The organism is Luteibacter mycovicinus (assembly GCF_000745235.1).
Taxonomy (GTDB): Bacteria; Pseudomonadota; Gammaproteobacteria; order Xanthomonadales; family Rhodanobacteraceae; genus Luteibacter; species Luteibacter mycovicinus.
Map to the genome: position 1 here is coordinate 3,230,631 of NZ_JQNL01000001.1, position 23,327 is coordinate 3,253,957.

Below are 23,327 nucleotides of genomic sequence, written 5' to 3' on the forward strand. Positions count from 1 at the left end.
CTTGCCTCACTGGTTCGAAAGCTGATCGAGCGTCGCGTTAAGCCCATCGCGCCAGTCGGCCAGGGGATATCCGAAGGTGGTGGCGAAACTGGCGTTGGCCAGCACCGAATAGGCCGGGCGTTTGGCAGGCGTCGGGAACTCGCTACTGGGGATCGCGTGAACGGTCGGCCGTTTGGCGAGCAGGCCCCTGGCAGCGGCGCCCTCGAAAATGGCGTCGGCGAACCCGTGCCATGTGGTCTGGCCCGACGCGGTCAAGTGGTACGTGCCCGTCAACGCCCTGCGCCCGGTCTCCGATGCCGCCAGATACCGGTCGATGGCGGCCAGCGTGCCCTCGACGATCAGCGTGGTCGTCGTCGGCGTGCCGCTCTGGTCGGCGACAACCCGCAGTTCGTCCCGGTCCGCGCCAAGTCGGAGCATGGTGCGGAGGAAATTGTTACCCACGGCCGAGTAGACCCACGCCGTGCGCAGGATGAGGTGAGCCGCGTCGCTGTTACGGAGCGCTTCTTCCCCCGCAAGCTTGCTCCGGCCATAGGCGCCCTGCGGACTTGTGGTCGCGTCCGGGGCGTAAGGTGTCGACGCGTCGCCGGGGAACACGTAATCGGTCGAATAGTGGACAACCAGAGCGCCCTGACGGGCGGCCCAGTGACCGATGACGCCGAGCGCTTCACCGTTGACGCGCGTCGCGTTGGCTTCGTCGCTCTCCGCTTTGTCCACTGCCGTATAGGCGGCGGTATTGACGACGATATCGGGGCGTTCCGCATCGAGCAGAGCTTCGAGTGCGCTGAGGTCACCCAGGTCACCCACGACACCGCGAGCCGCGGCGACGGTCAGTACGCCGTCACGCGAGGCGGCCGCGAGCTCGCCGCGCTTCGCGAGGCCGCCCTGACTCAGGAAGGTCTGGCCAAGCTGGCCGTTGGCGCCGAGCAACAGGATCTTCACGGCCGGAACTCCGGCAGGCGGTCCTCGGCGATATCCGCCAGCAACGGCGCCTTCCTGTCCTTGTCGGAAAGGAGCGGCTCCGAGATCGGCCAGTCCACGCCAATGGCGGGATCGTCCCAGCGGACGCCGCCGTCGGCTTGCGCGTTATAAAGGTCGGTGCACTGATAGGAGAAGGTGGCGTGCTCGGAAACGACGCAAAAGCCGTGCGCGAAGCCCTCCGGGATCCAGAAGTGACGATGGTTCTCCGCCGTGAGCATGACACCGGCCCACTTGCCGAACGTGGGCGAGCCGCGACGGATGTCGACGGCCACGTCATAGACTTCGCCCTCAAGCACGCTGACCAGCTTGCCCTGGGGATTCGGCCACTGATAGTGAAGCCCGCGAAGCACGCCACGGGCCGACCGCGACACATTGGACTGAACGAAGCGGCGGTCGATGCCGGCTTCGCGGTACTTCGCTTCGTTATAGCTTTCGTAGAAGAACCCACGGCTGTCACCGAAGACCTGAGGTTCGATCACGATGCAGCCGGGCAGGGAGGTTTCGGTGAACTTCATCCGACGTAGCCTTGCTTGATCAGATTCTGGAGGTACTGGCCGTAGCCGGTCTTGGCGAGGGGCTCGGCGAGCCTGAGCAGTTGCTCGGCGTCGATCCACTTGTTGACGTAGGCGATCTCTTCCGGGCAGCAGACCTTGAGGCCCTGGCGGTTTTCGATCGTCTGGATGTATTCGCCAGCCTCCATCAACGACTCGTGCGTGCCCGTGTCCAGCCACGCATAGCCACGTCCGAGCTGCTCGAGGTGCAGCGACTGGTCGTCGAGGTAGCAACGATTGAGGTCGGTGATCTCCAGCTCGCCGCGCGGCGAAGGCCTGAGATTGGCTGCATAGTCGACCGCCCGGTTGTCGTAGAAATACAGACCGGTGACGGCATAGCTCGACTTGGGCTTGACCGGCTTCTCTTCCAGGCCAATGACCTTGCCGTTCGCATCGAATTCGGCCACGCCATAGCGTTCCGGGTCCTTCACAAAGTAACCGAACACGGTGGCACCGCTTTCGCGGGAGGCCGCACGCTTCATGCGCTCGGTCAGGCCGACACCGTAGAAGATGTTGTCGCCCAGAACCAGGCAGCTGGGATCGTTGCCGATGAAGTCCTTGCCGATGATGAACGCCTGGGCGAGGCCATCCGGAGAGGGCTGCACGGCGTAGGTGATGTTGATGCCCCACTGGCTTCCGTCGCCTAGCAGGCGCTGGAACAGCTCCTGCTCATGCGGGGTGTTGATCACCAGGACATCCCGGATGCCGGCCAGCATCAGGGTCGCCAGCGGGTAATAGATCATCGGCTTGTCATACACCGGCAGCAGCTGCTTGCTGACCGCTTTGGTGATCGGATAGAGCCGGGTGCCGGAACCGCCGGCGAGAATGATGCCCTTGGTCGTCATGAGCCGAGTCGCTCCAGCTGGTAGCTGCCGTCGAGGATGCCCTGGACCCACGGCCGGTTATCGAGATACCACTGCACCGTGGCGCGGATGCCCGATTCGAACGTGTGTTCCGGCGTCCAGCCGAGTTCGTCCTTCAGCTTGCTCGCATCAATCGCGTAGCGACGGTCGTGGCCCGGGCGGTCCCGGACAAAGGTGATGAGGCCCTCATGCGGCTTGCCGTCGGCCAGCGGGGCGACCTCGTCAAGGATCGCGCAGATGGTCTTCACGACCGCGATGTTCGCGCGCTCGGAGTTGCCGCCGACGTTGTATGTCTCACCTATGCGGCCCGCGTCGAGGACACGACGGATGGCGCTGCAGTGATCTTCTACGTAAAGCCAGTCGCGAACGTTGAGGCCATCGCCGTAGACAGGCAGGGCCTCACCGGCCAGCGCCTTCTGAATGACCAGCGGAATGAGCTTCTCCGGGAACTGGTAGGGGCCGTAGTTGTTGGAGCAGTTGGTCGTCAAGACCGGCAGGCCGTACGTGTGGTGGAAGGCGCGGACCAGGTGGTCGGACGCGGCCTTCGAGGCGGAGTAGGGCGAATTCGGTGCGTATGGCGTGGTTTCCGTGAAGAACCCTTCCGCGCCGAGCGAGCCGTAGACCTCATCGGTCGACACGTGGAGGAAGCGGAATGCCTTGCCGGCGGCTTCGTCCAGTCCGCGCCAATAGTCGCGGGTGGATTCGAGCAGGCCCAGAGTACCGACCACGTTGGTTTCGATGAAGGCGGCCGGGCCGTCGATGGAGCGGTCGACGTGGCTTTCAGCGGCGAAGTTGACGACCGCATCGGGGCGGTGTTCAGCCAGCAGGCGGGCGATCAGGTCGCGGTCGCCGATGTCGCCGTGAACGAAGACGTGGCGTTCGTCTCCCTCCAGGGAGGTGAGTGTTCGGAGATTCCCGGCATACGTCAGCTTGTCGAGATTGATGACGCGGTCGCCTGCGGCCACGGCCTGGAGCACGAAATTGGCGCCGATAAAGCCGGCGCCGCCCGTAACAAGAAGAGTTTTCATACCGTCCTTTTCATTTCGAGTCACCTAAAAGCGAACCCGGTCAGCATCGCGCCCGTTTCAAACTGTGCCGCCAGCCGTTCGCCGTAAATTCGTCTTCCGGCGTAGCGGGTTGCCAAGTGTAATATGTCCCACTGGCAGGAGCAGATCGAATGTAACTTTGACCTGAATGCCGGTTTATAAATCAAGGAAAATCAATGCCTTCCAAGAAAGTGGTGGAATTGGGCCTCGGCACGCGTGCCATCCATGCTGGCCAGAGCCCCGATCCCAGTACCGGCGCGATCATGACTCCGATCTACGCCACCTCGACCTATGTTCAGTCCAGCCCGGGCAAGCATCAGGGCTTCGAGTACTCACGCACCCAAAATCCGACGCGTATGGCATATGAGCGATGTGTCGCCGATCTGGAAGGTGGTGTCGCCGGTTTTGCATTTGCGTCCGGCCTCGCCGCGGCCGCGACCGTGCTGGACTTGCTCGACTCCGGTAGCCACGTCATCGCGATGGATGACCTATACGGTGGCTCGTACAGGCTGTTCGAGCGCGTCCGGCGCCGGAGTGCCGGTCTGGACTTCACATTCGTCGACCTAAATGACACAGCCGCCCTGAAGGCTGCAGTCAAGCCGAACACCCGGATGATCTGGGTTGAAACGCCCACGAACCCGATGCTGAAGCTCGTCGACCTTCGCGCGATCAATGCGTTCGCGAAAAAGCATGGGCTGATCGTCGTTGTGGACAACACGTTCTGCTCCCCCATGCTGCAAAGGCCTGTCGAATGGGGAGCCGATCTCGTCCTGCATTCCGCCACCAAATATCTGAACGGCCATTCCGATATCGTGGGTGGAATCGTCGTCGCCGCGAACCCGGAACTCGCGGAGCAGATGGCCTTCCTGCAGAACTCGGTTGGAGCGATCGCCGGTCCCTTCGACGCCTTTCTTGCCATGCGTGGTCTCAAAACACTACATCTGCGCATGCGGCAGCACTGCGAAAGCGCACTGGATCTGGCGAAGTGGCTCGAGGCGCATGCGCAGGTAAGCCGTGTGATCTATCCAGGCCTGAAAAGCCATGCCCAGCACGGACTGGCGCGTCGCCAGATGGACGGATTCGGAGGAATTATTTCCGTCGAGGTAAAGGGCGGTCTTAGCAAAGCTCGCCGCGTGCTCGAGCGTTGCCAACTGTTCGCTTTGGCTGAATCTCTCGGCGGCGTCGAGAGTCTGATCGAACATCCCGCGATCATGACCCATGCTTCCATTCCGCCCGCTAATCGGAAGCGCCTGGGCATCTCGGATAGCCTGATCCGCCTTTCTGTCGGCGTCGAAGACGTTGAAGACCTTCGCCACGAGCTCAGCCTGGCGCTGCGTTGACCGACACTTCTTGATTTCGATGGTGAACATGACTGCCTTTTCAACACAAATAGACGCAAAGAAGTCACCCCGACTTCGCGCGCTCCTCAATCCCTTCTCAGCTTTGCTGTGGCATCGATCACTGGTGTGGGAACTGAGTAAACGCGACGTTCTCGGCCGCTATCGCGGTGCGAGCTTTGGCTTGCTTTGGGCTCTTATCAGCCCCTTCCTGGTGCTTGGCGTGTATACCTTCGCCTTCGGCTTTGTCATGAAGAACAAGTGGCCGCAGGTCGAGGGAGGACAGACTCACTTCTCGATTATCCTTTTCGTCGCGCTGATCGTTCATGGGCTCTTTTCCGAGTGCCTCACGCGTTCTCCCTCGTTGGTCGTCTCACAGCCCAACTTCGTGAAGAAAGTAATCTTTCCCCTTCAGATTCTTCCGTGGCCGATGTTGCTTTCCGCACTCTTCCACGCGTTCATGAATCTTATGGTCTTCATGCTGCTTCGCCTATTCATGGAAGGCACAATCGCATGGACCATTATCTTCTTCCCCGTTGTGATCCTTCCGCTGGCGATGCTCTCGCTCGGTGTGGCGTGGGCCCTTGCAGCCTTAGGGGTGTACCTGCGCGATATCGGCCAGATCACGGGTGTTATGTCGACCGCGCTCCTTTTCATGTCTTCGGCGATGATCCCACTTTCCTCGGTGCCGGCCTCGTACCGCGGCTGGTTCGAGCTCAATCCGTTGACGTTTATCATCGATCAGGCCCGTGAAGTCTGCCTCTGGCAACATATGCCGGATTGGCAAGGGTTGGGAATCTACGCAGTCATCGCGCTTGCGGTGATGTACGCAGGCTATGGGTGGTTTGCTTCGACACAAAGAGGATTCGCTGATGTCCTCTGATAAGGCGATCTCTGTCGAGCAGGTCACCAAGGCCTTTCCGATCTACGACAAGCCACATCATCGCTTGATGCAGATGCTCAGTCCCGCATCGCGTAAGCATCGCTGGTTCAGGCAGTTTCATGCGCTCCGCGGCGTCTCCTTCGACGTAGGTCGTGGCGAGACCGTGGGCATTATCGGTCGCAACGGATCCGGTAAGTCCACGTTACTTCAAATTATCTGTGGGACCCTTGCTCCGTCGACGGGCTCACTTGAAGTTAAAGGCCGTGTTGCGGCACTGCTCGAGCTCGGCGCAGGATTCAATCCGGATTTTACCGGTCGCGAAAATGTGTACCTCAACGGAAGCCTGCTCGGGCTGTCGAAGGTGGAGATCGATGACCGCTTTGAAGACATTCTGTCATTCGCCGGTATCGGAGAGTTCATCGACCAGCCGGTCAAAACCTATTCCAGCGGCATGTACGTTCGCCTTGCGTTTGCCGTCGCGAGCAATGTCACACCTGACATACTTATCGTCGACGAAGCACTTGCCGTGGGCGACGCGAAGTTTCAGGCGAAGTGTTTCGCGCGCCTGAAGAACCTCCGCGACGCAGGTACTACAATTCTTTTCGTTTCGCATTCGACCGAGCAGATCGTGACTCATTGCGACCGCGCCGTCTTGCTCGACGGCGGCGTGGTTTTGTCTGATGGCGAACCGAAGATCGTTGTAAATCAGTACCTCGATCTTCTTTTCGGAGTGGATAAACCTGCTGTCGAAGCGGACGCCTTGTCCATGACGGACGAGGGAGATGGTGCTCATGATGGCTTTATGAGTTCCGAAGGCGACGAGCACTCTGATCCGTTCTCTACCCGTCCCAACTACAACGCGCACGAATACCGTTGGGGTGATCGACGCGCACTTATTCGCGATTTTTCGTTGAACGTAGGTGGCGTTCAAAACCCATCGTCGGTATCGACAGGCGATCACGCGAGCCTGGCAATTGCCATCGAGTTTGAACAGACAGTGCATCGCCCCATTCTCGGTGTCGCCATCAAAAACAAAGAGGGGGTGACAGTGTACGCCACTAACTCCGAGATGCTCGATTCGAATGAGATTCCTCTACTTGGCGAATCCGGAACTTCAGTTCGCATCGATATCAACTTCACTTGCGCAATGGGTGCGGGCGATTACTTCATATCCCTTGGTGTAGCGAGTCGTGACGGTTCGGAAGTAATTCCCCACGATCGACGCTATGACGCGATCCATATGCATGTGCTTGGATCCACATTTGTTGGATTCAGCAATCTGGAACTCCAGATGCGTCCGTCGGCCAACTGAAGAAAATATTATGAAAGAAACAATGAGAGCATCGTTGGCGGCGCGTTATGATCTTCATTCGAATCTCTGGCTCCGAAAGGGCGAGCCGGAGGCTTTTGCCTACTCTGATGGTGATGAGACCGAGAATCGGATTCACGACATTATTGCGGCGGCGGGCGATGTTTCGCTCTTTTCTTACGAACTGAAAGCCGCTCAGACGGACTGGGCATCCCGATATCATCTGAGTGCCACGCGCGCCAACCTGCTCAGGCCCCTGGCTTCCATTTTGTCCGGCTCCACGATGGAGATTGGTTCGGGTTGTGGAGCTATTTCACGCTTTCTTGGCGAGCTCGGTGGCGATGTCGTTGGTATTGAGGGGAGTCCGCGTCGGGCTGCCATCGCCGCGTCGCGATGCAGGGATCTTCCAAACGTGAACATCGTCAACGAAGTCTTTGATGACCTTGTGGTCGATGAGAAATTCGACGCGGTTACCTTGATCGGCGTGCTTGAGTACTCCTCGATTTTCGGTAAAGGTACCAACCCAGCGCTTACGTGGCTCAAGAAGGCGTACGAAAGCCTCAACGACGGCGGGCATCTTGTCATTGCGATCGAGAACCAGCTGGGTCTTAAATACCTCGCGGGCATGCCTGAAGATCACCTCGCGAAGGCGATGTTCGGTATCAATGATCTCTACGGCGAAGGCACGGCGACGACGTACGGCCGCGTCGAGCTATCAGGATTGCTAGCCGAGGCCGGGTTCGGTTCTGTGGAAGTGGCCCTGCCGTTTCCCGATTATAAGCTCCCAACATCGGTATTGCTTCCCCGGTCGTACGATTCCACCTACCCATCGTTTGACGCATCCGCTTTCGCCAGACAGAGCGTGGCAGCCGACGCACAGTTGATCCATGCGCCCTTGTTTTCGCTTGGGCAGGCATGGGGTGTGGTTGGTCGAAATCACTTGCTTCCTGATCTCGCAAATTCGTTCCTCTTTGTTGCGCGAAAAGGAACAGTCCCGGCGGCGTGGGCTACATCGGGTGCTATCGCGCACCACTTTTCAACTGAGCGCTTGCCTCCCTACTGCAAGCAGGTCGATTTCGTCCCGACTGAAGCTGGCATTAATGTCAAGAAAACGAGGCTTGCGCCGGATAGTCATAGTGAGCAAATGCGTCCAATATCGCTCGTTATCGCCGATGAGCCATATATTCCGGGCGCCAATCATTGCGATCGCTTTGAGCGAATCGTATCGGCGCAGGGTTGGGGGATTGCGGAGGTCGCTGAGTGGCTCGGCGAGTGGCAAGAGGCACTCGATGAGCTGCTGCTGACACATGGGGTGCGGGGCCCGCACCACGTGCATTCGATGCTCCCGGATTGGGCGATCGACGCCCTTCCGCGCAATCTGATGCGGAGTGCGTCAGGTGCTTGGCACTTCATTGATCTTGAATGGGAGTGGAAGGCAGGGGTCGAGTACGGTTACCTTGCCTATCGAGCTATCACGGTTGCGATGGCATCGCTAACGGCGATTGCCGCCCCCGCACTGAAGCGCCACCGATTTATTCGTGAGGTGATGCTCGACGTCCTGGCTGCGCGGGGTATGAGCATATCGTCCGCTGACATCGAGCGCTATGTTGAGCTCGATGGCGTCCTTAGGAAACTAGCCTTCGGCGTGAGCGCCGACTTTACATCGCGTGACTTCGGTGCGTTCGAAGTGGCGGTGATGCCCGATGTGACCTCGCTCGTGATAGATGCCGCAAGTGAGGCTCGTGCCAGCGCCTTTAGCGATCTCACCGAGGCTGGCGGAGTCGTGGAGGAGAGCGCACTTGAAAGTCTGGTTCTGCTGCGAGAGCGTGAAAACGCGGAGCTTGCTGCCGAGCTGGGCTCTCTGCGCGCCGAGCTTGCAACCGCAACCTGCGAGCGAGACGCGCAACAGCGGCGGAGCTGTGAGCTTTCTGATGAGATTGACGCCTTACGGCACGACATAGCGTTCGTGCATCACGCGCATGCCGCGACACAGCACTCGTATGTTGAGCTTCAGTCGCATTTGGCTTCCGTCTTATCGTCAAAGAGCTGGCGCTTGATGGCTCCGCTTCGCATTGCGAGACGCTCCCTGAAGCCCGGTGGACTTCGCATTGAGGCAGGGCGTGCCGCCCGTGCCGCCTTCCGCGCCATGCCTGGAAATCATGAGGGAAAGCGCCGCCTGAAGGAGTCAATCCTTAATATCATCGAGCACTTCCGTAGTGGTCGATCACGCGTCGGAGAGCCTGAAGCTGAAGAAGCTACCAGCAGCCTCCCCCCAGAGTCTGTACAGGCACGAGTTGTCTCGACTCCTGCGGCCGACGAGTACGTTTCGATCGCTGCGTCCCCGGTTCGGCCGTGGGAGATCGATGTCCGCCTGATCGCGTTCTACCTACCCCAGTTTCATCCCATCGCTGAGAATGACGCGTGGTGGGGGCGTGGCTTCACTGAATGGACCAATGTCACCAAGGCCCGGCCTCAGTACCCGGGACATCATCAGCCCCAGCTTCCGGGGGAGCTGGGGTTCTACGATCTGCGTTTGATCGACGTGATGCGTCAGCAGGTTGATCTCGCCAAGCTCTACGGTATAGCCGGATTCTGCTTTCACTACTATTGGTTCGGGGGGCGTCGTCTTCTCGAGCGGCCGGTTAATCAGTTTCTGGAAAGTGATATCGATTTCCCTTTCTGCATCTGCTGGGCAAATGAAAACTGGACGCGACGCTGGGATGGTATGGACGGTGAGATTCTCATTGGCCAGGCTCATTCTGAAGCCGACGACCTTGCCTTTATCGAAGCCTTGATTCCCCTGCTTCGTGACAAGCGCTATATCCACGTAAATGGGAAGCCGCTAATTGTGGTCTACCGTCCCTCTGTGCTGCCTGATGCGGCAGCGACAGTAGGGCGTTGGCGCAAATATTGCCGCGAGGCTGGCGTGGGCGAGATTTTCATGGGTATGGTCCAGTTCGATGTAGACGACCCTCGCACGTACGGCTTCGATGCGGCGATTGAATTCCCACCTCATAAACTGGCAAGAAATCTCCCCGCGATCAACGACGAGATCGATGGGTTGGCTTCGGATTTTGCGGGTACCGTCATTGACTACGAAGCGATCTGCGACAGAGCCGCAGAGGTCGAAGACGAAGGGTTTAATCTGTTCCGCGGTGTCTTTCCCTCGTGGGATAACGAAGCACGGAAGCCCGGCCGCGGATATCTTTTTCACGGAGCCACGCCCGAGCGCTATGGACGTTGGTTGCGCCAAGGGCTCGACTTTGCGCGCAGGCATCCTGTCGAAGGCGAAAAGATCGTTTTCGTTAATGCCTGGAACGAGTGGGCCGAAGGTGCTCACCTTGAACCAGATCGTCGTTATGGTTACGCGTTTCTGCAAGCTACCCGTGATGCATTGGTAAGCGCGCATGGCGATTTAGGACCTTCCAGGCGGCTGATTCTTGTAACGCACGACGCCCATCCGCACGGCGCACAGTACCTCACATTAAATATCGCTCGAGAATTACGCGAGGTTTTTCACGTCCAGCTAGACATCGTTTGTTTAGGAGAAGGTCCTCTTATAGAGAAATTCTGTAGATTCGGGGACGTGCATCTTCTGGCCGGTCTGCCGCAGGATGGTGCGGAGGCAAAGGAACTTGTTGATCGATTGGCGGCGAAGGCCAGTCATGCCGTAGTAAATTCGACCGTTTCCGGTCTCTTCGCCGGCGCTATGGCGGATGCTGGAATTGAAATCGCGACCCTGGTTCATGAAATGCCGGGCGTCATCAGGCAATACCATGTGGAAGAGCATGCGAGAGTCATCGCGGCTGTTTCGCGTCGTGTTCTGTTTCCTTCCGAGGTTGTCCGCGACGGCTTTCTTCAGTTCGCTCAGGTTCCAGACACGGCCTCGGAGATTCGTCCGCAAGGCCTTTTTACGCGAAGCCCCTGGCGCGGAATGCGGGACCGGGCTATTCCTCGGGCGAACTTACGAGAGAAACTCGGTATTGCTTCCAGTGATCAGGTTGTTCTGTCTGTTGGCTATGCCGATCTACGCAAGGGCGCCGATCTCTTCGTCGAGGCGGCGTTGCAGATTCTAGCGTCCCGGAATGACGTTCAATTCGTTTGGGTGGGACACGCCGATGACAATCTCCTGGCATCGCTGACACCGAAGATCTCGGACGCTGGCTTCTCACATAACTTTCATTTTGTGGGGATGGACTTTAATACGGCGGACTATTACGCCGGAGCTGATCTCTACGTCCTTGCATCTCGAGAGGATCCGTTTCCTTCCGTCGTGCTTGAGGCGCTTTCTGTAGGACTTCCGGTGGTGGCGTTCGCTTCCTCGGGAGGAGCAAGAGACATTCTGAGTCGTGGATGCGGATTGTTGGTCCACGAGCAGACATCGGGCTCATTGGCTTCCACTGTAGCGAATGTGCTCCTGGACGGTAAGCTTCTTAAGCGCCTCGGTGACGTTGGAATGCACTTGGTCGCAACCGAATTCTCGTTTCGACGGTACGTATTTACCTTGCTGGACGCATGCGGATTGCCGGTTCCAAAGGTTAGTGCGGTCGTTCCGAACTATAACTACGCGCATCTTCTAGGCGAGCGGCTTCGTTCGATCGACGCCCAGACGCTACCTGTCTATGAGTTGATCGTGCTCGACGATGGTTCGACGGACGGCAGCATAGATGCTCTGGACCGACTGCGTCCGACCCTGGACACCGAATTTGTTGTCGTTGCCAATACGATTAATAGCGGCTCCGTCTTTCGCCAGTGGATGCGTGGCGCCCAGCTCGCGCAGGGTGAGTATCTCTGGATCGCGGAGGCAGATGATGCGTGCGAGCCGAGATTCCTTCAGGAAGTCCTGCCGGTGATGATCAGTGACCCGGGCGTCGTCCTCTCCTTTTCTCAGTCCCGGCAGATTGATGATGGAGGTCATGTGATAGCGGACGACTACCTTGGGTATACGAACGACGTCGACGGTCATCGATGGCGAGCCGATTATGTCAATGATGGGGCGGATGAAATTGCCACTGCGCTGTCAATCAAGAACACCATTCCAAACGTAAGCGCCGTGGTTTTCCGTACGACAGCGGTGCGGCAGGTGCTCGAGCAGGAGATTGAAGACATTGCGTCTTTCAGGATCGCTGGGGATTGGCTCACCTACATGCTGGTCGCCTCTGGAGGACGCGTCGCGTTCACGGCGAAGGCTCTGAACCACCATCGACGGCATGCCGCAAGCATAACGCTCGGGTCGGATCAACTGCCGCACCTCCAAGAAATTCTCAGGGTGCAAGAGATAGCCCGAAGCCGTTTCGATGTTCCCGTTGGGCAAGCCGAGCGTGCATGGCAGTACGCAGAGGGGCTGTATCAGCAGTTTGGCATGGCATCTCCAGCCAGCCCTACCTTAGGGGCTCGACCTGACTTGGCGCACTTCCGTCCCTGAGTGGCGGGATGCTCGCTACCCTAGGCTAGTACTAGGGTGGCGGGTAGTCATGGGTATACTTCGCAAGAAGTTATTTGGAGTCGCGCACGTGGTTGTATTGGTTATTGGTGGAAACGGGTTTATCGGGTCGCGCCTGACCGAGCGGCTGCGTGGGCGGGGAGTGGATGTTCGCATTTTGGATGCGGGCATCCCTCGACCTGATTTTGACTGGCAGGGAATCGACTATCGCAGGGGATCACTAGCGGAGCGCGGGGCGATTCTTGAGTCGCTAAATGGTGTGAATGTGGTGGTGCACTGTGCCAGCAGTACCGTGCCCAGTACTTCAAATCTCGATCCTGTTGGCGATGTCCAACAAAATCTTGTCGGGGCCATCAATGTTCTGGAGGCCATGCGCCAAGTTGGCGTCGGCCGCATCGTTTACCTTTCATCTGGGGGCACGGTCTACGGCGATCCCATAGAGGAGCCGATTCCAGAAAGCCACGAGCTAAATCCGATCTCATCTTATGGCGTCGTCAAGGTTGCTATCGAGAAGTATCTGTCGATGTATCGCTCCTTGTATGGGATCCAATCAGTCATTCTCAGGCCGTCCAATCCGTATGGCCCGGGTCAGCTATCCACAGGAGTCCAAGGCCTTATTGCTTCCTTTCTTGGTAAAATCTTGTCGGGCGAGACCCTTCCCATCTGGGGAGATGGCGAGATAGTCAGAGACTATCTCTACATAGACGATCTCATCGACATGCTTTGCCTCGCGGTCCTGCGCTGTGAAACGGGGATCTTCAACGTTGGGAGCGGTCAAGGACAGTCGGTAAACGATATCGTCGCCGCGATAGCCTCGGCGACGGGCTTCATGCCCGAGATCGTTCGCATGGAGGCGCGAAGCTTTGACGTAAAAAGAGTTGTACTGGACGTGTCTCGTGCCCGCGACGTATTTGGCTGGACGCCGCGCACGACCCTGTCAGATGGAATTCAGTTGGCCTGGAAGTGGCTGAAGCAAAGTCGCGCGCCGGAGTAGGCACGCGCTACGAGTGGGGCGGCCGTGCGTACGCGCAGGTTTTCTTGGGGGAAGAACAGGTGAAGAAATGAATCGGCTGTCCGTGGCAGAGGCACAAAGGATCGAGTTGGACAGCGTGGAAGAGCGCGTTGTCACATCGCGTCCCCGTCTTGACTTTATGGACGCCCTGCGCGGGCTGGCTGCCAGTTACGTCGTGCTGTACCACATGGTGTTGCTGCCGATGCCGAACCTCCCAGTCCCACCTTGGCTGGCGGCGTTTGCCGGAAATGGCGGCTCCGGCGTGACGTTGTTTTTTGTTGCGAGCACTTTCTCACTGTTCTACACCATGCCGTCGCGGTTGAAGGAGCCAACGCCCCGCATCAGCTTTTACTTGCACAGGCTGTTTCGAATAGCGCCGCTTTTCTACGCAGTGGTTTTGGCTTCAATGCTGCGAGACTATCTCGTGTTCGGCGTCTCTCATTCAGGCTGGGAAGTTGCCGGAATGGTCACCTTCATCTTTAATCTTATCCCTGGACATCAGGAGAGCTTTGTGTGGGCAGGATGGACGATCGGCGTCGAAATGCTGTTCTACGCAGCGTTTCCTGCGATTTACGCGCGCGTGCGAACCATCTACGGGGCGATCGCCTTCTTCCTGGTGACTCTCATCGCCTGGAACGTCCTTATTGTTTTTCTGCCAATGGTCCCCCTTAGCGACGTGCAGCGCGCCTCGGTCCTTCAGTGGTTCGTATTGCGCCATCTCCCGATATTTGCCATCGGAGGCATCTGCTTCTATGCCCTCCAAACGCATTTGAAGTCAGGTTCACGTTCTCAATCTCAAGCCTCCTTAGGTGCCATGCTTGTGTTGCTTGCTATGTTTCTATACATGGCGCTTCTTTCATCCTGGCTACCGAATATATTCGGCGCTCAATACTACTGGCAGGGCGTTGTTTACGGTTTGGCCGTATGTGGACTTTGTCTCTGGCCATGGTCACTGCTTGTGAACAGGTTGACTATGTTTTTGGGAAAGATCAGCTACTCGCTTTACCTTATTCATCCCACGGTCATCTACTTCTTAACCCCTGCGTACCGTAATATCTACTCGCACGTACCGAGGGCGTCGCTTGCTCTCGCTGCTTGTCTCGCATTGACTCTGGCGGTCGCTAGTCTTATTTCCTACGTTACTTATCGATTGGTCGAAGAGCCTTCCATCAAGGTGGGCAGGCGGCTGTATGCGCGATTCAGAAATCAGCAATCGCCGAAGGCGTCCGCCGCATGAAGGAATTTCGCATCGACTTTCACCCTGGAACAGTGCCTTCAGGTGAAGAGTTACTACCGCATCATCTTTGCTCGGCTTCTGACCTCACATGAACATCACTTCAAGCCAAGGCTTCGACTCATCGCAGCCTCGCGTCCGTCGATTCATTACTGCGATCCTGTTCGCCTGGTTTGCGATTTCGGCGTACGGCATCTGGGCATATGCCAGCCGTGAAACCGAGCCTCCGGTTTTTGATGCATTGTCGTACGTTCAGAAGGCGCAAGCGTTCTGGGCCGCAGTCGGCTCCGGCCATCTTTTTAATCCATTCAATCTCGAACCACCTATCCGTCCGTTCGGCACAGTTTTCTTCACGCATCCGTACGGATTTACGGAAGACTTCAGACCGTTCTATTTTCTTTCGGAATTTCTGCCGGGAGTGATTCTCGTACTCTCGCTGGCTATCGTGGCCGGGCGCAACGCATGGCGTAATGCACGCGAGACGTGGTTCGTTGGCATAGTTTTGATCGTCGCAGGAAGCCTCCCATCGTATTATCAGTTCGCGTCGGCCGAAGGCGTGCCCATCATGGGTACGTGGGGCTTCGTCGACACGCTATTTGGTGCACTCGGCGCTCTCGCGATGGCATTTGCGACTCGTGCGAAGCCGAGTTCCTGGATGCGCGACACGTTTGTTTCCGCGTCGTTGGCCGTTCTGACCATTCTCGTTAAGCCCGCTGGGCTAACTCTTATGTTGCTGATAGCTGGCTCCTGGGGGCTTATGGGATTGGGCGCCACGCTGAGGCGTAACTTGGCGCGCGCGGCCCTGCTTAAGGGCATATCGGTATACCTCGTTATTTACGGGTCCACAGCGCTGGTTTTGTATCACTCCGCGTATTTCTCAAAGGAGAACTACCTTTACGGTCTCAGTAGCATGAAGCTGCTGCATGCTGCACAGGTCACCTCTCCCACGGTGAGCCAGATCTTTGCGAAGCTCCATCTCGCATTCGGCGTACCGTTGACGATCATTCTGATCGCGGCCGTAGGATTTACCGTCTGGCAGCGCCAATGGGAGCGGCTAGGCGTTGCGCTCGTTTGCCTGGCTGGAGGGTTCTGGCTGTGGTTGGGCCAAACCAATATAGAGCACGTCCGATACTTTTTCCCCTTTCCGATCATGGCGCTTACGGCGGCGCTACCAGCATTGACGCATTCTTCCGCTACGTTTCCAAGGCTGGTCACTGCAGGCAGTGCACTTCTTCTGGTACCAACCGTTATCATTGCTTGGCTTCTGCTCAGCGCGAATCCGTCACCGCGCCTCGAAAGAATCGTCGGCACAAATCTTTCAACAAATCTCCATGCCGCTGAGGTCGCGCAGGGGCGGGCACTTGCATCCATTCTTGCGGCAGATCCTTCGCATAGTAGTATCGTGTATTACTGCGGCGTTGCTCCGAAGGTGAAGGCATTCGAGGCGGTGATGGATTGGAATCGCGTCCTGGGTTTGAAGGGCGGAAACTCTAACCCCGCGCTGCCGATCGACTGGGTGCGCGAGCACGCTTATCGTCTAGATGAGGTGATACGGGCGAAATACGTTGTCTTCGAGCCCTACGAACACCCAGATCAGGCCTCTGCCAGCCTGCCGGTGGCGGATGACTTCGACAAGGAGCAGGTAGTCGTCCGCGCATGGTTATCTTCGTTGAATGAGGCGTCGGGTGTTCGGATTATTTCCGACGACGGTGTTCGGGTCTTGGAGATCGTGGATCCGATGAAGGTGGCGACGGCAGCTTCTCGTGATCTGCTTCCGCATCACATTTTCCGACAAGTGTTCCTCGATGGATTTACCGAGCGTAGCTTCCTCTCTCCGGCCGAAGCGCAAGGGTTGTCTGGGAACAGGCTAGCTGCGCCCCTCGAGCTGCGCTGGGACGGGCAGGTGGTGGCTTTGATGGACGCTGTTCTGGTAAGTGCGAACACGGATGGCACAAGGTTGTTTGACATTTACATTCATCAACAAAAAGCGTTGCCAGAGCCCGGTTCGGGCTGGACGGTGTTCGTGCATGCGATGGATGATGCAGGTGAAATTGAGCAGGCGTACGTGTCCTATAAAGATTCGCTGTTGTCCCCCAGCGGCGACGTTCACTATCGTTTGTCCTTACCTGTGACTTCTAGGTCGCCAGTCCGGTATGCCGTGGGCATCTTCCGCCACGGAGTTGGCCGTGAAGATAGCTTCCTTACCAGCGAGGGCGGTGACTGGGACGGGCGCCGCCATGTCCTCTGAAGAAGAGCCGACGCATGGGCATTGGATCGTTGAGCGGTGCCCTCGTGCGCTCAGGCGTTTCTTGCGCAGAAGACCAATGTGGCTCGTTGAGGTTGTCCTTTTTTTGGCGGTCGGGGGGGCGCAGCTCACGCTCGACTGGATTGTCTACGTTGTACTTTCCTACGGAACGTTGCCTGTGGCCGTCGCGAACATAATCGCGCGCATGAGTGGCGCATCCCTGGGCTTCTGGTTGAATCGAAAAGTAACATTTCCGGGCGCTGATGGTCGTGTTGGGCGAAGTCATTTCTTGCGTTTTTCAGCATTTTGGGTCGTCGCGACCTTCTTCAGTACCGCGATCCTCGAAGCTGCTAGATGGCACTATGGTCTTGAGGCTTCGTGGTTGGTTAAACCCGCGATTGAAGCCGTACTGGCTGTAGCGAGTTACCTGATCTCCAAATATTGGATTTATCGATGACAGCGACCCATGTTGTGCCAATCGCGAAGGCTGCTGGCCTCGAAGATATCCGAGTAGCGGTCGTAATCCCTGCCTATAAGGTTTCGCGGCACATCGTTGATGTGGTGAGATCAGTGCTTCCATACTGCGATCACGTGTTCGTGATCGATGATTGTTGTCCGGAGGGCTCCGGGAAACTCGTTGAGTCAACTTTCGTGGATCCCCGTGTCGTGGTGCTTTTTAACGAGCAGAACGCGGGCGTGGGTGGTGCCGTTATGAACGGGTACCGCGCCGCCGTGGCTGCAGGAGTCGACGTCATCGTAAAAGTCGATGGTGATGGGCAGATGGATGCCTCACTTCTTCCCGAGTTTGCCTTGCCGATTGCGCGAGGCGAGGCTGACTACACGAAGGGAAACCGTTTCTTCGATTTGAAGAACATTGGCGCGATGCCGCCAATGCGGATATTCGGGAACGCCGCACTCTCGTTTATGGCGAAGCTATCGACGGGATATTGGGATATCTTTGATCCGACGAACGGCTATACGGCCATACATTCCGACGTCGCGCGCCAGCTGCCCTATGATCGTATAAGCCAACGGTATTTTTTTGAAACGGATCTCATGTTTCGCCTGAATACATTGCGGGCGGCTGTAGTCGATATTCCGATGGATGCGAAATATGGCGACGAGGTCAGCAATCTGCATATTCGCCGTATCTTGGGCGAATTCTTGTTTAAACACGCGAAGAATTTCTTTAAGCGTATTTTTTATAACTATTTTCTTCGTGACGTGTCACTTGCTTCGGTCGAGCTGGTTCTTTCCATGATCCTGCTCGCTTTTGCGGCGATTTTTGGTGGTGGCCATTGGGTTTCGTCCGCATCTGGCGGTCGAGCGACCCCTGTTGGCACCATTATGATCACGGCAGTCAGTCTCATCTGGGGGCTTCAGCTTCTACTGGCTTTCATTGGGTACGATATTTCAACGGTTCCCCGCCGGGCTATTCATAAGCGAGTTCGACGAAACTAAATACGTTCATCGTTTCATGATCACGAAGACCTCGTTGAACTCGGCTTCTATGCCCTTGTCGCGGTCGATCGTGTTGTACGTTACGACGGGAGAATTTACCCAGTTGCTTGCGACGCGCTCAAAGTCGAAGCCGTAATCCCAGGTAACTAAAGCCCTTCCGTCACCTACTGGGCTGCCGTGGTATTCCTCCGGAAGAAAGTGCTCGATGTCGCCGGACGGGCGCAATACGGCGCGGCAGCGCGACTTTGCAAGATCGGGATGTTTGGGTGCAGTGAATATGTGCGCCCCACCGGGCTTGAGGGTTCGTTGAATTTCTCGAAGTGCCAAATCGGGTCGGAATACGTGCTCAAGAACATCCTGTGTGACAAAAAGATCAAGACTGCGGTCCTTCAGCGTAAGCTTTTCGATGTTCTCGCACCTGACACCGTCCTTTACCGACCCTAGGGGCACGCCGGGCAGATATTGAGAGGACTCGTAACGTTTGCTGTGGTGCACCAGCATGGGAGGGGCAGGCGATGACTCGTGCAGACGCTGCTTTCGCCAGCGAGGATAGAGGAGATCGAGTACGGTGATTAAATGCCGCTGCCGCGGAATTGAACCGCATCGGTCACATCTGTAATCCTCGCGCAACCATGTACCGTGCACCGTAAAGTTGGTCGCGGAGCGACAGCATGGGCAGTAACCTTCGTGTGATCGCAGCGTTTCGCCAATCGACGACATAAATAACTCCCTGTAAGAATCAAAGGCGATGCCTAATGATTTTCACGGGAACATAGCACAGCGCTGCATTTGGAATCCGCCACGGCGCCAAGGCGAGCGGTCTATGAGGCGAGATCCCGATGTGGGAGCTACGTGGCTGTACGGCTACGGTCGCGGCCAAGGAGTCGCTCGTGAGCGTTCAGCCCACGAGCGCAGGAAGAATACAGGCGATCTGTCTATCTATAATCGGACGACGCACGACGCGATGTCCGTGCGAATGTCGGCGGCCGCAACGGTGATTCGTCCGACCTTCAACCCATAAGGCCTACTAAAGAGCAGCCTCGAGTTCCGGCAGGATCTTGAATAGATCCCCGACAAGGCCGATATCCGCGATCTCAAAGATCGGCGCCTCACCGTCCTTATTGATGGCGACGATCGTGCCTGCGTCCTTGATCCCCGTCAGATGCTGGATGGCACCCGAGATACCAATGGCGATGTAAAGCTCCGGAGCGATGATCTTCCCGGTCTGGCCGACCTGCATTTCGTTCGGAACGTAGCCGGCGTCAACCGCCGCACGCGACGCACCCACGCCCGCACCGATCTTGTCGGCGAACTTATAGATGATGTCGAAGTTTTCCTTCGAACCCACGCCGCGTCCGCCCGAAACGACCTTCGGCGCACCCTGGAGGTCTGGACGGTCGCTCTTGCCCTGCTGCAGGTTCACGAAGCGGGTGTGCGAGGGCAGGGCAGCATCGATCGTCAGGGCCTCGACGGAAGCCGAGCCGTTGGAGGCGGCGGCCGGCCACGAGGCCGTGCGGATCGTTGCGACGACAGTCGAGGCCGCGTCCACTTCGACGGTGACGATGGCGTTGCCGGCGTAGATCGGGCGCTTGAAGCTGTGCGGGCCTTCCACAGTCATGACGTCGCTGACCTGCGAGACGCCCAGCAGAGCCGCCACGCGGGGGGCGAGGTCCTTACCGAAGGTGGTCGAGGGGACGAACACATGGCTGTAGCCTGCCGCCGCCTTGGCAATCTGCGGAGCCAGGATGGCTGCGAGGGCATGGGCGTTTTCAGAGCGGGCGACCGTCAGTACTTTGCTGACACCGTCGATCTTCGCGGCTTCCGCGGCGATGGCATCCGGAGCGTCAGACAGGACGATGACGTCGATGGCTTCCGGCTTGACGGCCGAGGCGGCGCTGACCGCACGTGCAGTGGCACCGTTGAGCTTGCCGTCGAGGTGTTCAGCGATAACGAGGATCTTGGACATATCGATTCTCCGGTCGGCTGCTTTACAGCAGGCCCTTCTGCTTGAGGGCCGCGACGAGCTCGGCGGCATCCTTCACCATCACACCCTTGCTGCGCTTGGGCGGGGCGGCGTAGTGAGTGGTCTTGATGTGGTCTGCTGCGTCGACGCCCAGGGAGCCCAGTTCGATCACATCGATCGGCTTGGACTTGGCCTTCATGATGTCCGGCAGCTTGATGAAGCGCGGTTCGTTGAGACGCAGGTCCGTCGTGATCACGGCGGGCAGGTCGGCTTCGATCGTCTCGAGGCCGGCATCCACCTCGCGGGTGACCGTGGCCTTGCCGTCAGCGATCTCAACCTTGCCAGCGAAGGTCGCCTGGGGTCGATCCCACAGGGCCGCCAGCATCTGGCCGGTCTGATTGGCATCGTCGTCGATGGCCTGCTTGCCGAGGATCACCAGACCCGGCTGTTCTTTTTCGATCAGCTTCAGGAAGGTACGGGCGGCGGTAAGCGGGGACACCGCGTCCGAGGTCTGAACGTGGATCGCCCGGTTGGCGCCCATGGCCAGGCCGTTACGCAGGTGGGCCGTCAGGTCGGCGGGACCGATGCCCACGACGATGACCTCCTCGGCCACGCCCTTCTCGCGAAGGCGCAGGGCCTCTTCCAGGGCGATATCGTCGAACGGGTTGGCGGAGAGCTTGACGCCGTCCGTGACCACACCGGTGCCGTCGGGCTTAACCTGAATGCGGACGTTGTAGTCCACGACGCGCTTGTAGCCGACAAGAATCTTCATTCGGGGTTCCTGTGAAATCGCCTGGAAGGCTGGTTCCAGGCGTGGGTTGGATGCACATTCTAGTCCGGGGAGAGATATACCGCAGGAGTTTGCGCCTACGCTTTTTTGGCGTAGGCATACGGCCCTTCCGGTTCCGGCTCGCCAATAAGCGACGCGACTGTCGTTTGCCTATAGCCAGATTGCAGTGCGGACAGGGAAACGACGCGTTCGACAGCGTGAGCCATGGTGCCGTCCACTTGCCCGCTTTCAGATTCGAATTCTGCCTCCGAAAGGGGCGCGTCAATGAGACTAGTCAGGGCAGAGAGGCGGCACCAGAACATGCTGCCTGCCACGAAGGAGTCCTCTTCGGTTTTCGGCTGATTTATGCCCATGAGTGCGCAAAGGTAAGCCACGTTGGCTGCATTCATGCCCCAATAGAAACTCAATGGCTGAACGTGTCCTTCGGGAGCGACGACGCCTAGCATTTTGTCATCGGCGAATGCGCGGACAACGGCATGTGCCCGACTCGGCGATGCAAGGCGTTCCAGCAGTTCCGAGCGCCACGCACTCCCGTCCTGCCGGTGGGTCGACCGCTTAGTGTGCAGTTTGAGTACAACATCTTCGCCTTCGTCAAGCAGTCGCGTGGCTAGCCGCAGGAAGGGCAGAATGTCTCGCCCCCGGTTCGGGGAGACGACAAATTCTGCGTCCAGCCCGAGCCTCGTCGCCTCGCGCCGTACAGCGCTCTCCCGTTCCGTAGGAACAGTCAAGATGATCCGAAAGGAAAGCCCGGTCTCGCGAAGAACCGTGATGATCTCCTCGAGAAGCTCCTGGTACCAGACGTGAATCACTGCACAAGGACGGCTCGTCCGGGGCATTGGTGGAGACATGGCCCGGCGCAGCGCTTCAAGCCATGCAAATCCGAACCTCGCATCGGGTTCCAGAATGGCGCCCTCGGCCCACTCGTTCCATGCATTGACAAAGACAAGGGGGGCTGTGGGAGAACGCCGGCGCGCAGTACTTATCGCGGAGCGCGCCCAGTCTGAGAAAGCGCGGGGCGTCGCACGAACGAAGCTGAAGCCCTTGCCGCTCTTCCGGGCCTCGTTGTCCCAGCCTGGATTGATGCAGGGATACAGTCGGTACGACGGGTCGGGAGCCTCCATGGCCTTGGTCGCGAGATCACGCCAGTCGAATATATGTCCCTGATAATCGGCATTGATCAGACGAAACTGCCCTGTCACGGGCGTGAGATTTGCCTGGTTCGGAGGAAATGCTACTGCAGCGTCAAAGCCGATAGCCTCTGGAGGCATCCGGTCAAAGCTCTGGGCATATGCGAGATGAATCTCACCGACGCCATTGTTGCGGCACCATTCGCGCCAGCGCTTCGCGGTAGCGGCCGCATCTGCGAAAAGGCCCGGGCGGTAGACGAGAAGTATTGGCTTCCCGTCCACTCGAAGATAGCGAGGATCTTTCAGGTAGACCGATATGTACTCGATAAATGCCAGATCGTCCTCATCGCTGTGCTCCTGGCCGATGAGGATGTCGTCCTCGAGCCCATCCCAGCGTCGCGACCAGTTCTCATTAGCCCAGCAGAGACATAGCGGCAGGTCGAGCGTAGGGTCGTCCAGCCACTGGCGGAGTGGCCGCTCGAGCAATGTCTTACCTGCAAACCAGTAAAAGTACATGCAGAAGGCCGCCACGCCGTACTCTCGAGCGAACTGCATCTGCTTGCGCATGACATCGGGCACTCGCAAGTCGTAATACCCGAGATCCGCAGGAACTCGCGGCTGCAGTTGCCCTTCAAATTGTGGGAGAGCTCGGCCAACGTTCCGCCATTCCGTGAACCCGGCACCCCACCAGTGATCGTTCTCAGGAATGGGATGAAACTGAGGCAAATAAAACGCAACTATCGTTGCGGGCAGGGTCGGTGGCAGTGGCTCGACGTTGCGGCTCTGAAACGTCACTGCGCGATGGGCCGCCTGATCAAATGGTCGGCGGGTAGTCGCATGCCCTTCATCGTGGGGAGCGAGACCTTGGTGTGACGGCGCAAGAATGCCCAGCGTGCGTATGAACCATGCGCGCATGCGAATGCGTGTCGATTCATTCAGGGGGATCGCGCGGAAGATTGCACGTAAGCTTCGGAAAATGACGGTCCTGACCAACTTGGATTTTTCCATGTGTCACTTAAGAGGTAGCGGCGACCGGCTTGAGACGACTCGGTCGGACCAGTTCTGAATTGTAGCTGGGCTTGACG

General features: G+C 58.0%; 17 protein-coding genes. 9 read left to right on the forward strand and 8 right to left on the reverse strand.

The features are described from left to right. Positions 1-6 precede the first annotated feature (6 nt). Genes rfbD through rfbB form a run of 4 tightly spaced genes read right to left on the reverse strand, consistent with a single transcriptional unit; the run spans position 7 to position 3,420 of the window. Complete coding sequence (gene rfbD, locus FA85_RS14160; RefSeq protein ID WP_036115758.1) at positions 7-939, reverse strand: dTDP-4-dehydrorhamnose reductase; 933 nt, start codon at positions 937-939, stop codon at positions 7-9. Further along, positions 936-1,493, reverse strand: coding sequence for a dTDP-4-dehydrorhamnose 3,5-epimerase (gene rfbC, locus FA85_RS14165; protein ID WP_036115755.1), 558 nt, complete (start codon positions 1,491-1,493; stop codon positions 936-938). Before rfbC ends, rfbD begins: the two co-directional genes overlap by 4 nt. Further along, the gene (gene rfbA, locus FA85_RS14170; RefSeq protein WP_036115752.1) at positions 1,490-2,374 is read right to left on the reverse strand and encodes a glucose-1-phosphate thymidylyltransferase RfbA; all 885 of its coding nucleotides are present in this window, start codon (positions 2,372-2,374) and stop codon (positions 1,490-1,492) included. Before rfbA ends, rfbC begins: the two co-directional genes overlap by 4 nt. Then, positions 2,371-3,420, reverse strand: coding sequence for a dTDP-glucose 4,6-dehydratase (gene rfbB, locus FA85_RS14175; protein WP_036115750.1), 1,050 nt, complete (start codon positions 3,418-3,420; stop codon positions 2,371-2,373). Before rfbB ends, rfbA begins: the two co-directional genes overlap by 4 nt. Before the next feature lie 194 nt (positions 3,421-3,614). Between rfbB and FA85_RS14180 the strand changes: the two genes are divergently transcribed. The 9 genes from FA85_RS14180 to FA85_RS14220 all read left to right on the forward strand — a co-directional run bounded on the left by FA85_RS14180 (position 3,615) and on the right by FA85_RS14220 (position 18,362). Next, positions 3,615-4,778, forward strand: a complete 1,164-nt coding sequence (locus tag FA85_RS14180; RefSeq protein ID WP_036115747.1) for a trans-sulfuration enzyme family protein — start codon at positions 3,615-3,617, stop codon at positions 4,776-4,778. 28 nt (positions 4,779-4,806) lie between these two features. Beyond that, the gene (locus FA85_RS14185) at positions 4,807-5,658 is read left to right on the forward strand and encodes an ABC transporter permease (RefSeq protein WP_079522856.1); all 852 of its coding nucleotides are present in this window, start codon (positions 4,807-4,809) and stop codon (positions 5,656-5,658) included. Further along, positions 5,648-6,970 carry an ABC transporter ATP-binding protein gene (locus tag FA85_RS14190; protein WP_036115744.1) on the forward strand — a complete coding sequence of 441 codons (1,323 nt, stop codon included), beginning with the start codon at positions 5,648-5,650 and terminating at the stop codon, positions 6,968-6,970. Before FA85_RS14185 ends, FA85_RS14190 begins: the two co-directional genes overlap by 11 nt. 10 nt (positions 6,971-6,980) lie before the next feature. Further along, positions 6,981-12,392 (forward strand): glycoside hydrolase family 99-like domain-containing protein, encoded by a 5,412-nt coding sequence (locus FA85_RS21025; RefSeq protein ID WP_051943947.1) that lies wholly within the window; start codon positions 6,981-6,983, stop codon positions 12,390-12,392. Positions 12,393-12,441: 49 nt separating this feature from the next. Then, on the forward strand, positions 12,442-13,404 hold the full coding sequence (locus FA85_RS14200; RefSeq protein ID WP_239739890.1) for an NAD-dependent epimerase/dehydratase family protein: 963 nt from the start codon (positions 12,442-12,444) through the stop codon (positions 13,402-13,404). 67 nt (positions 13,405-13,471) lie between these two features. Next, positions 13,472-14,659: an acyltransferase family protein gene (locus FA85_RS14205; protein WP_051943946.1), complete on the forward strand. Its 1,188-nt coding sequence runs from the start codon at positions 13,472-13,474 to the stop codon at positions 14,657-14,659. Positions 14,660-14,747: 88 nt separating this feature from the next. Then, a complete protein-coding gene (locus FA85_RS14210; RefSeq protein WP_036115743.1) occupies positions 14,748-16,904 on the forward strand; it encodes a hypothetical protein in 2,157 nt (718 codons plus the stop codon). Then, positions 16,894-17,358: a GtrA family protein gene (locus tag FA85_RS14215; protein ID WP_176167892.1), complete on the forward strand. Its 465-nt coding sequence runs from the start codon at positions 16,894-16,896 to the stop codon at positions 17,356-17,358. Before FA85_RS14210 ends, FA85_RS14215 begins: the two co-directional genes overlap by 11 nt. Further along, a complete protein-coding gene (locus tag FA85_RS14220; RefSeq protein WP_051943943.1) occupies positions 17,355-18,362 on the forward strand; it encodes a glycosyltransferase family 2 protein in 1,008 nt (335 codons plus the stop codon). The genes FA85_RS14215 and FA85_RS14220 overlap by 4 nt, the downstream gene beginning before the upstream one ends. A 6-nt stretch (positions 18,363-18,368) precedes the next feature. Here the strand turns inward: FA85_RS14220 and FA85_RS21545 are convergent, their stop codons facing one another. The 4 genes from FA85_RS21545 to FA85_RS14240 form a co-directional block, all read right to left on the reverse strand. Next, positions 18,369-18,863 carry a methyltransferase domain-containing protein gene (locus FA85_RS21545; protein ID WP_176167891.1) on the reverse strand — a complete coding sequence of 165 codons (495 nt, stop codon included), beginning with the start codon at positions 18,861-18,863 and terminating at the stop codon, positions 18,369-18,371. 526 nt (positions 18,864-19,389) lie between these two features. Beyond that, on the reverse strand, positions 19,390-20,328 hold the full coding sequence (locus FA85_RS14230; RefSeq protein WP_036115736.1) for an electron transfer flavoprotein subunit alpha/FixB family protein: 939 nt from the start codon (positions 20,326-20,328) through the stop codon (positions 19,390-19,392). 22 nt (positions 20,329-20,350) lie between these two features. Next, a complete protein-coding gene (locus tag FA85_RS14235; RefSeq protein ID WP_036115734.1) occupies positions 20,351-21,097 on the reverse strand; it encodes an electron transfer flavoprotein subunit beta/FixA family protein in 747 nt (248 codons plus the stop codon). 95 nt (positions 21,098-21,192) lie between these two features. After that, positions 21,193-23,250 carry a glycoside hydrolase family 99-like domain-containing protein gene (locus tag FA85_RS14240; protein WP_036115732.1) on the reverse strand — a complete coding sequence of 686 codons (2,058 nt, stop codon included), beginning with the start codon at positions 23,248-23,250 and terminating at the stop codon, positions 21,193-21,195. Positions 23,251-23,327: the final 77 nt, after the last annotated feature.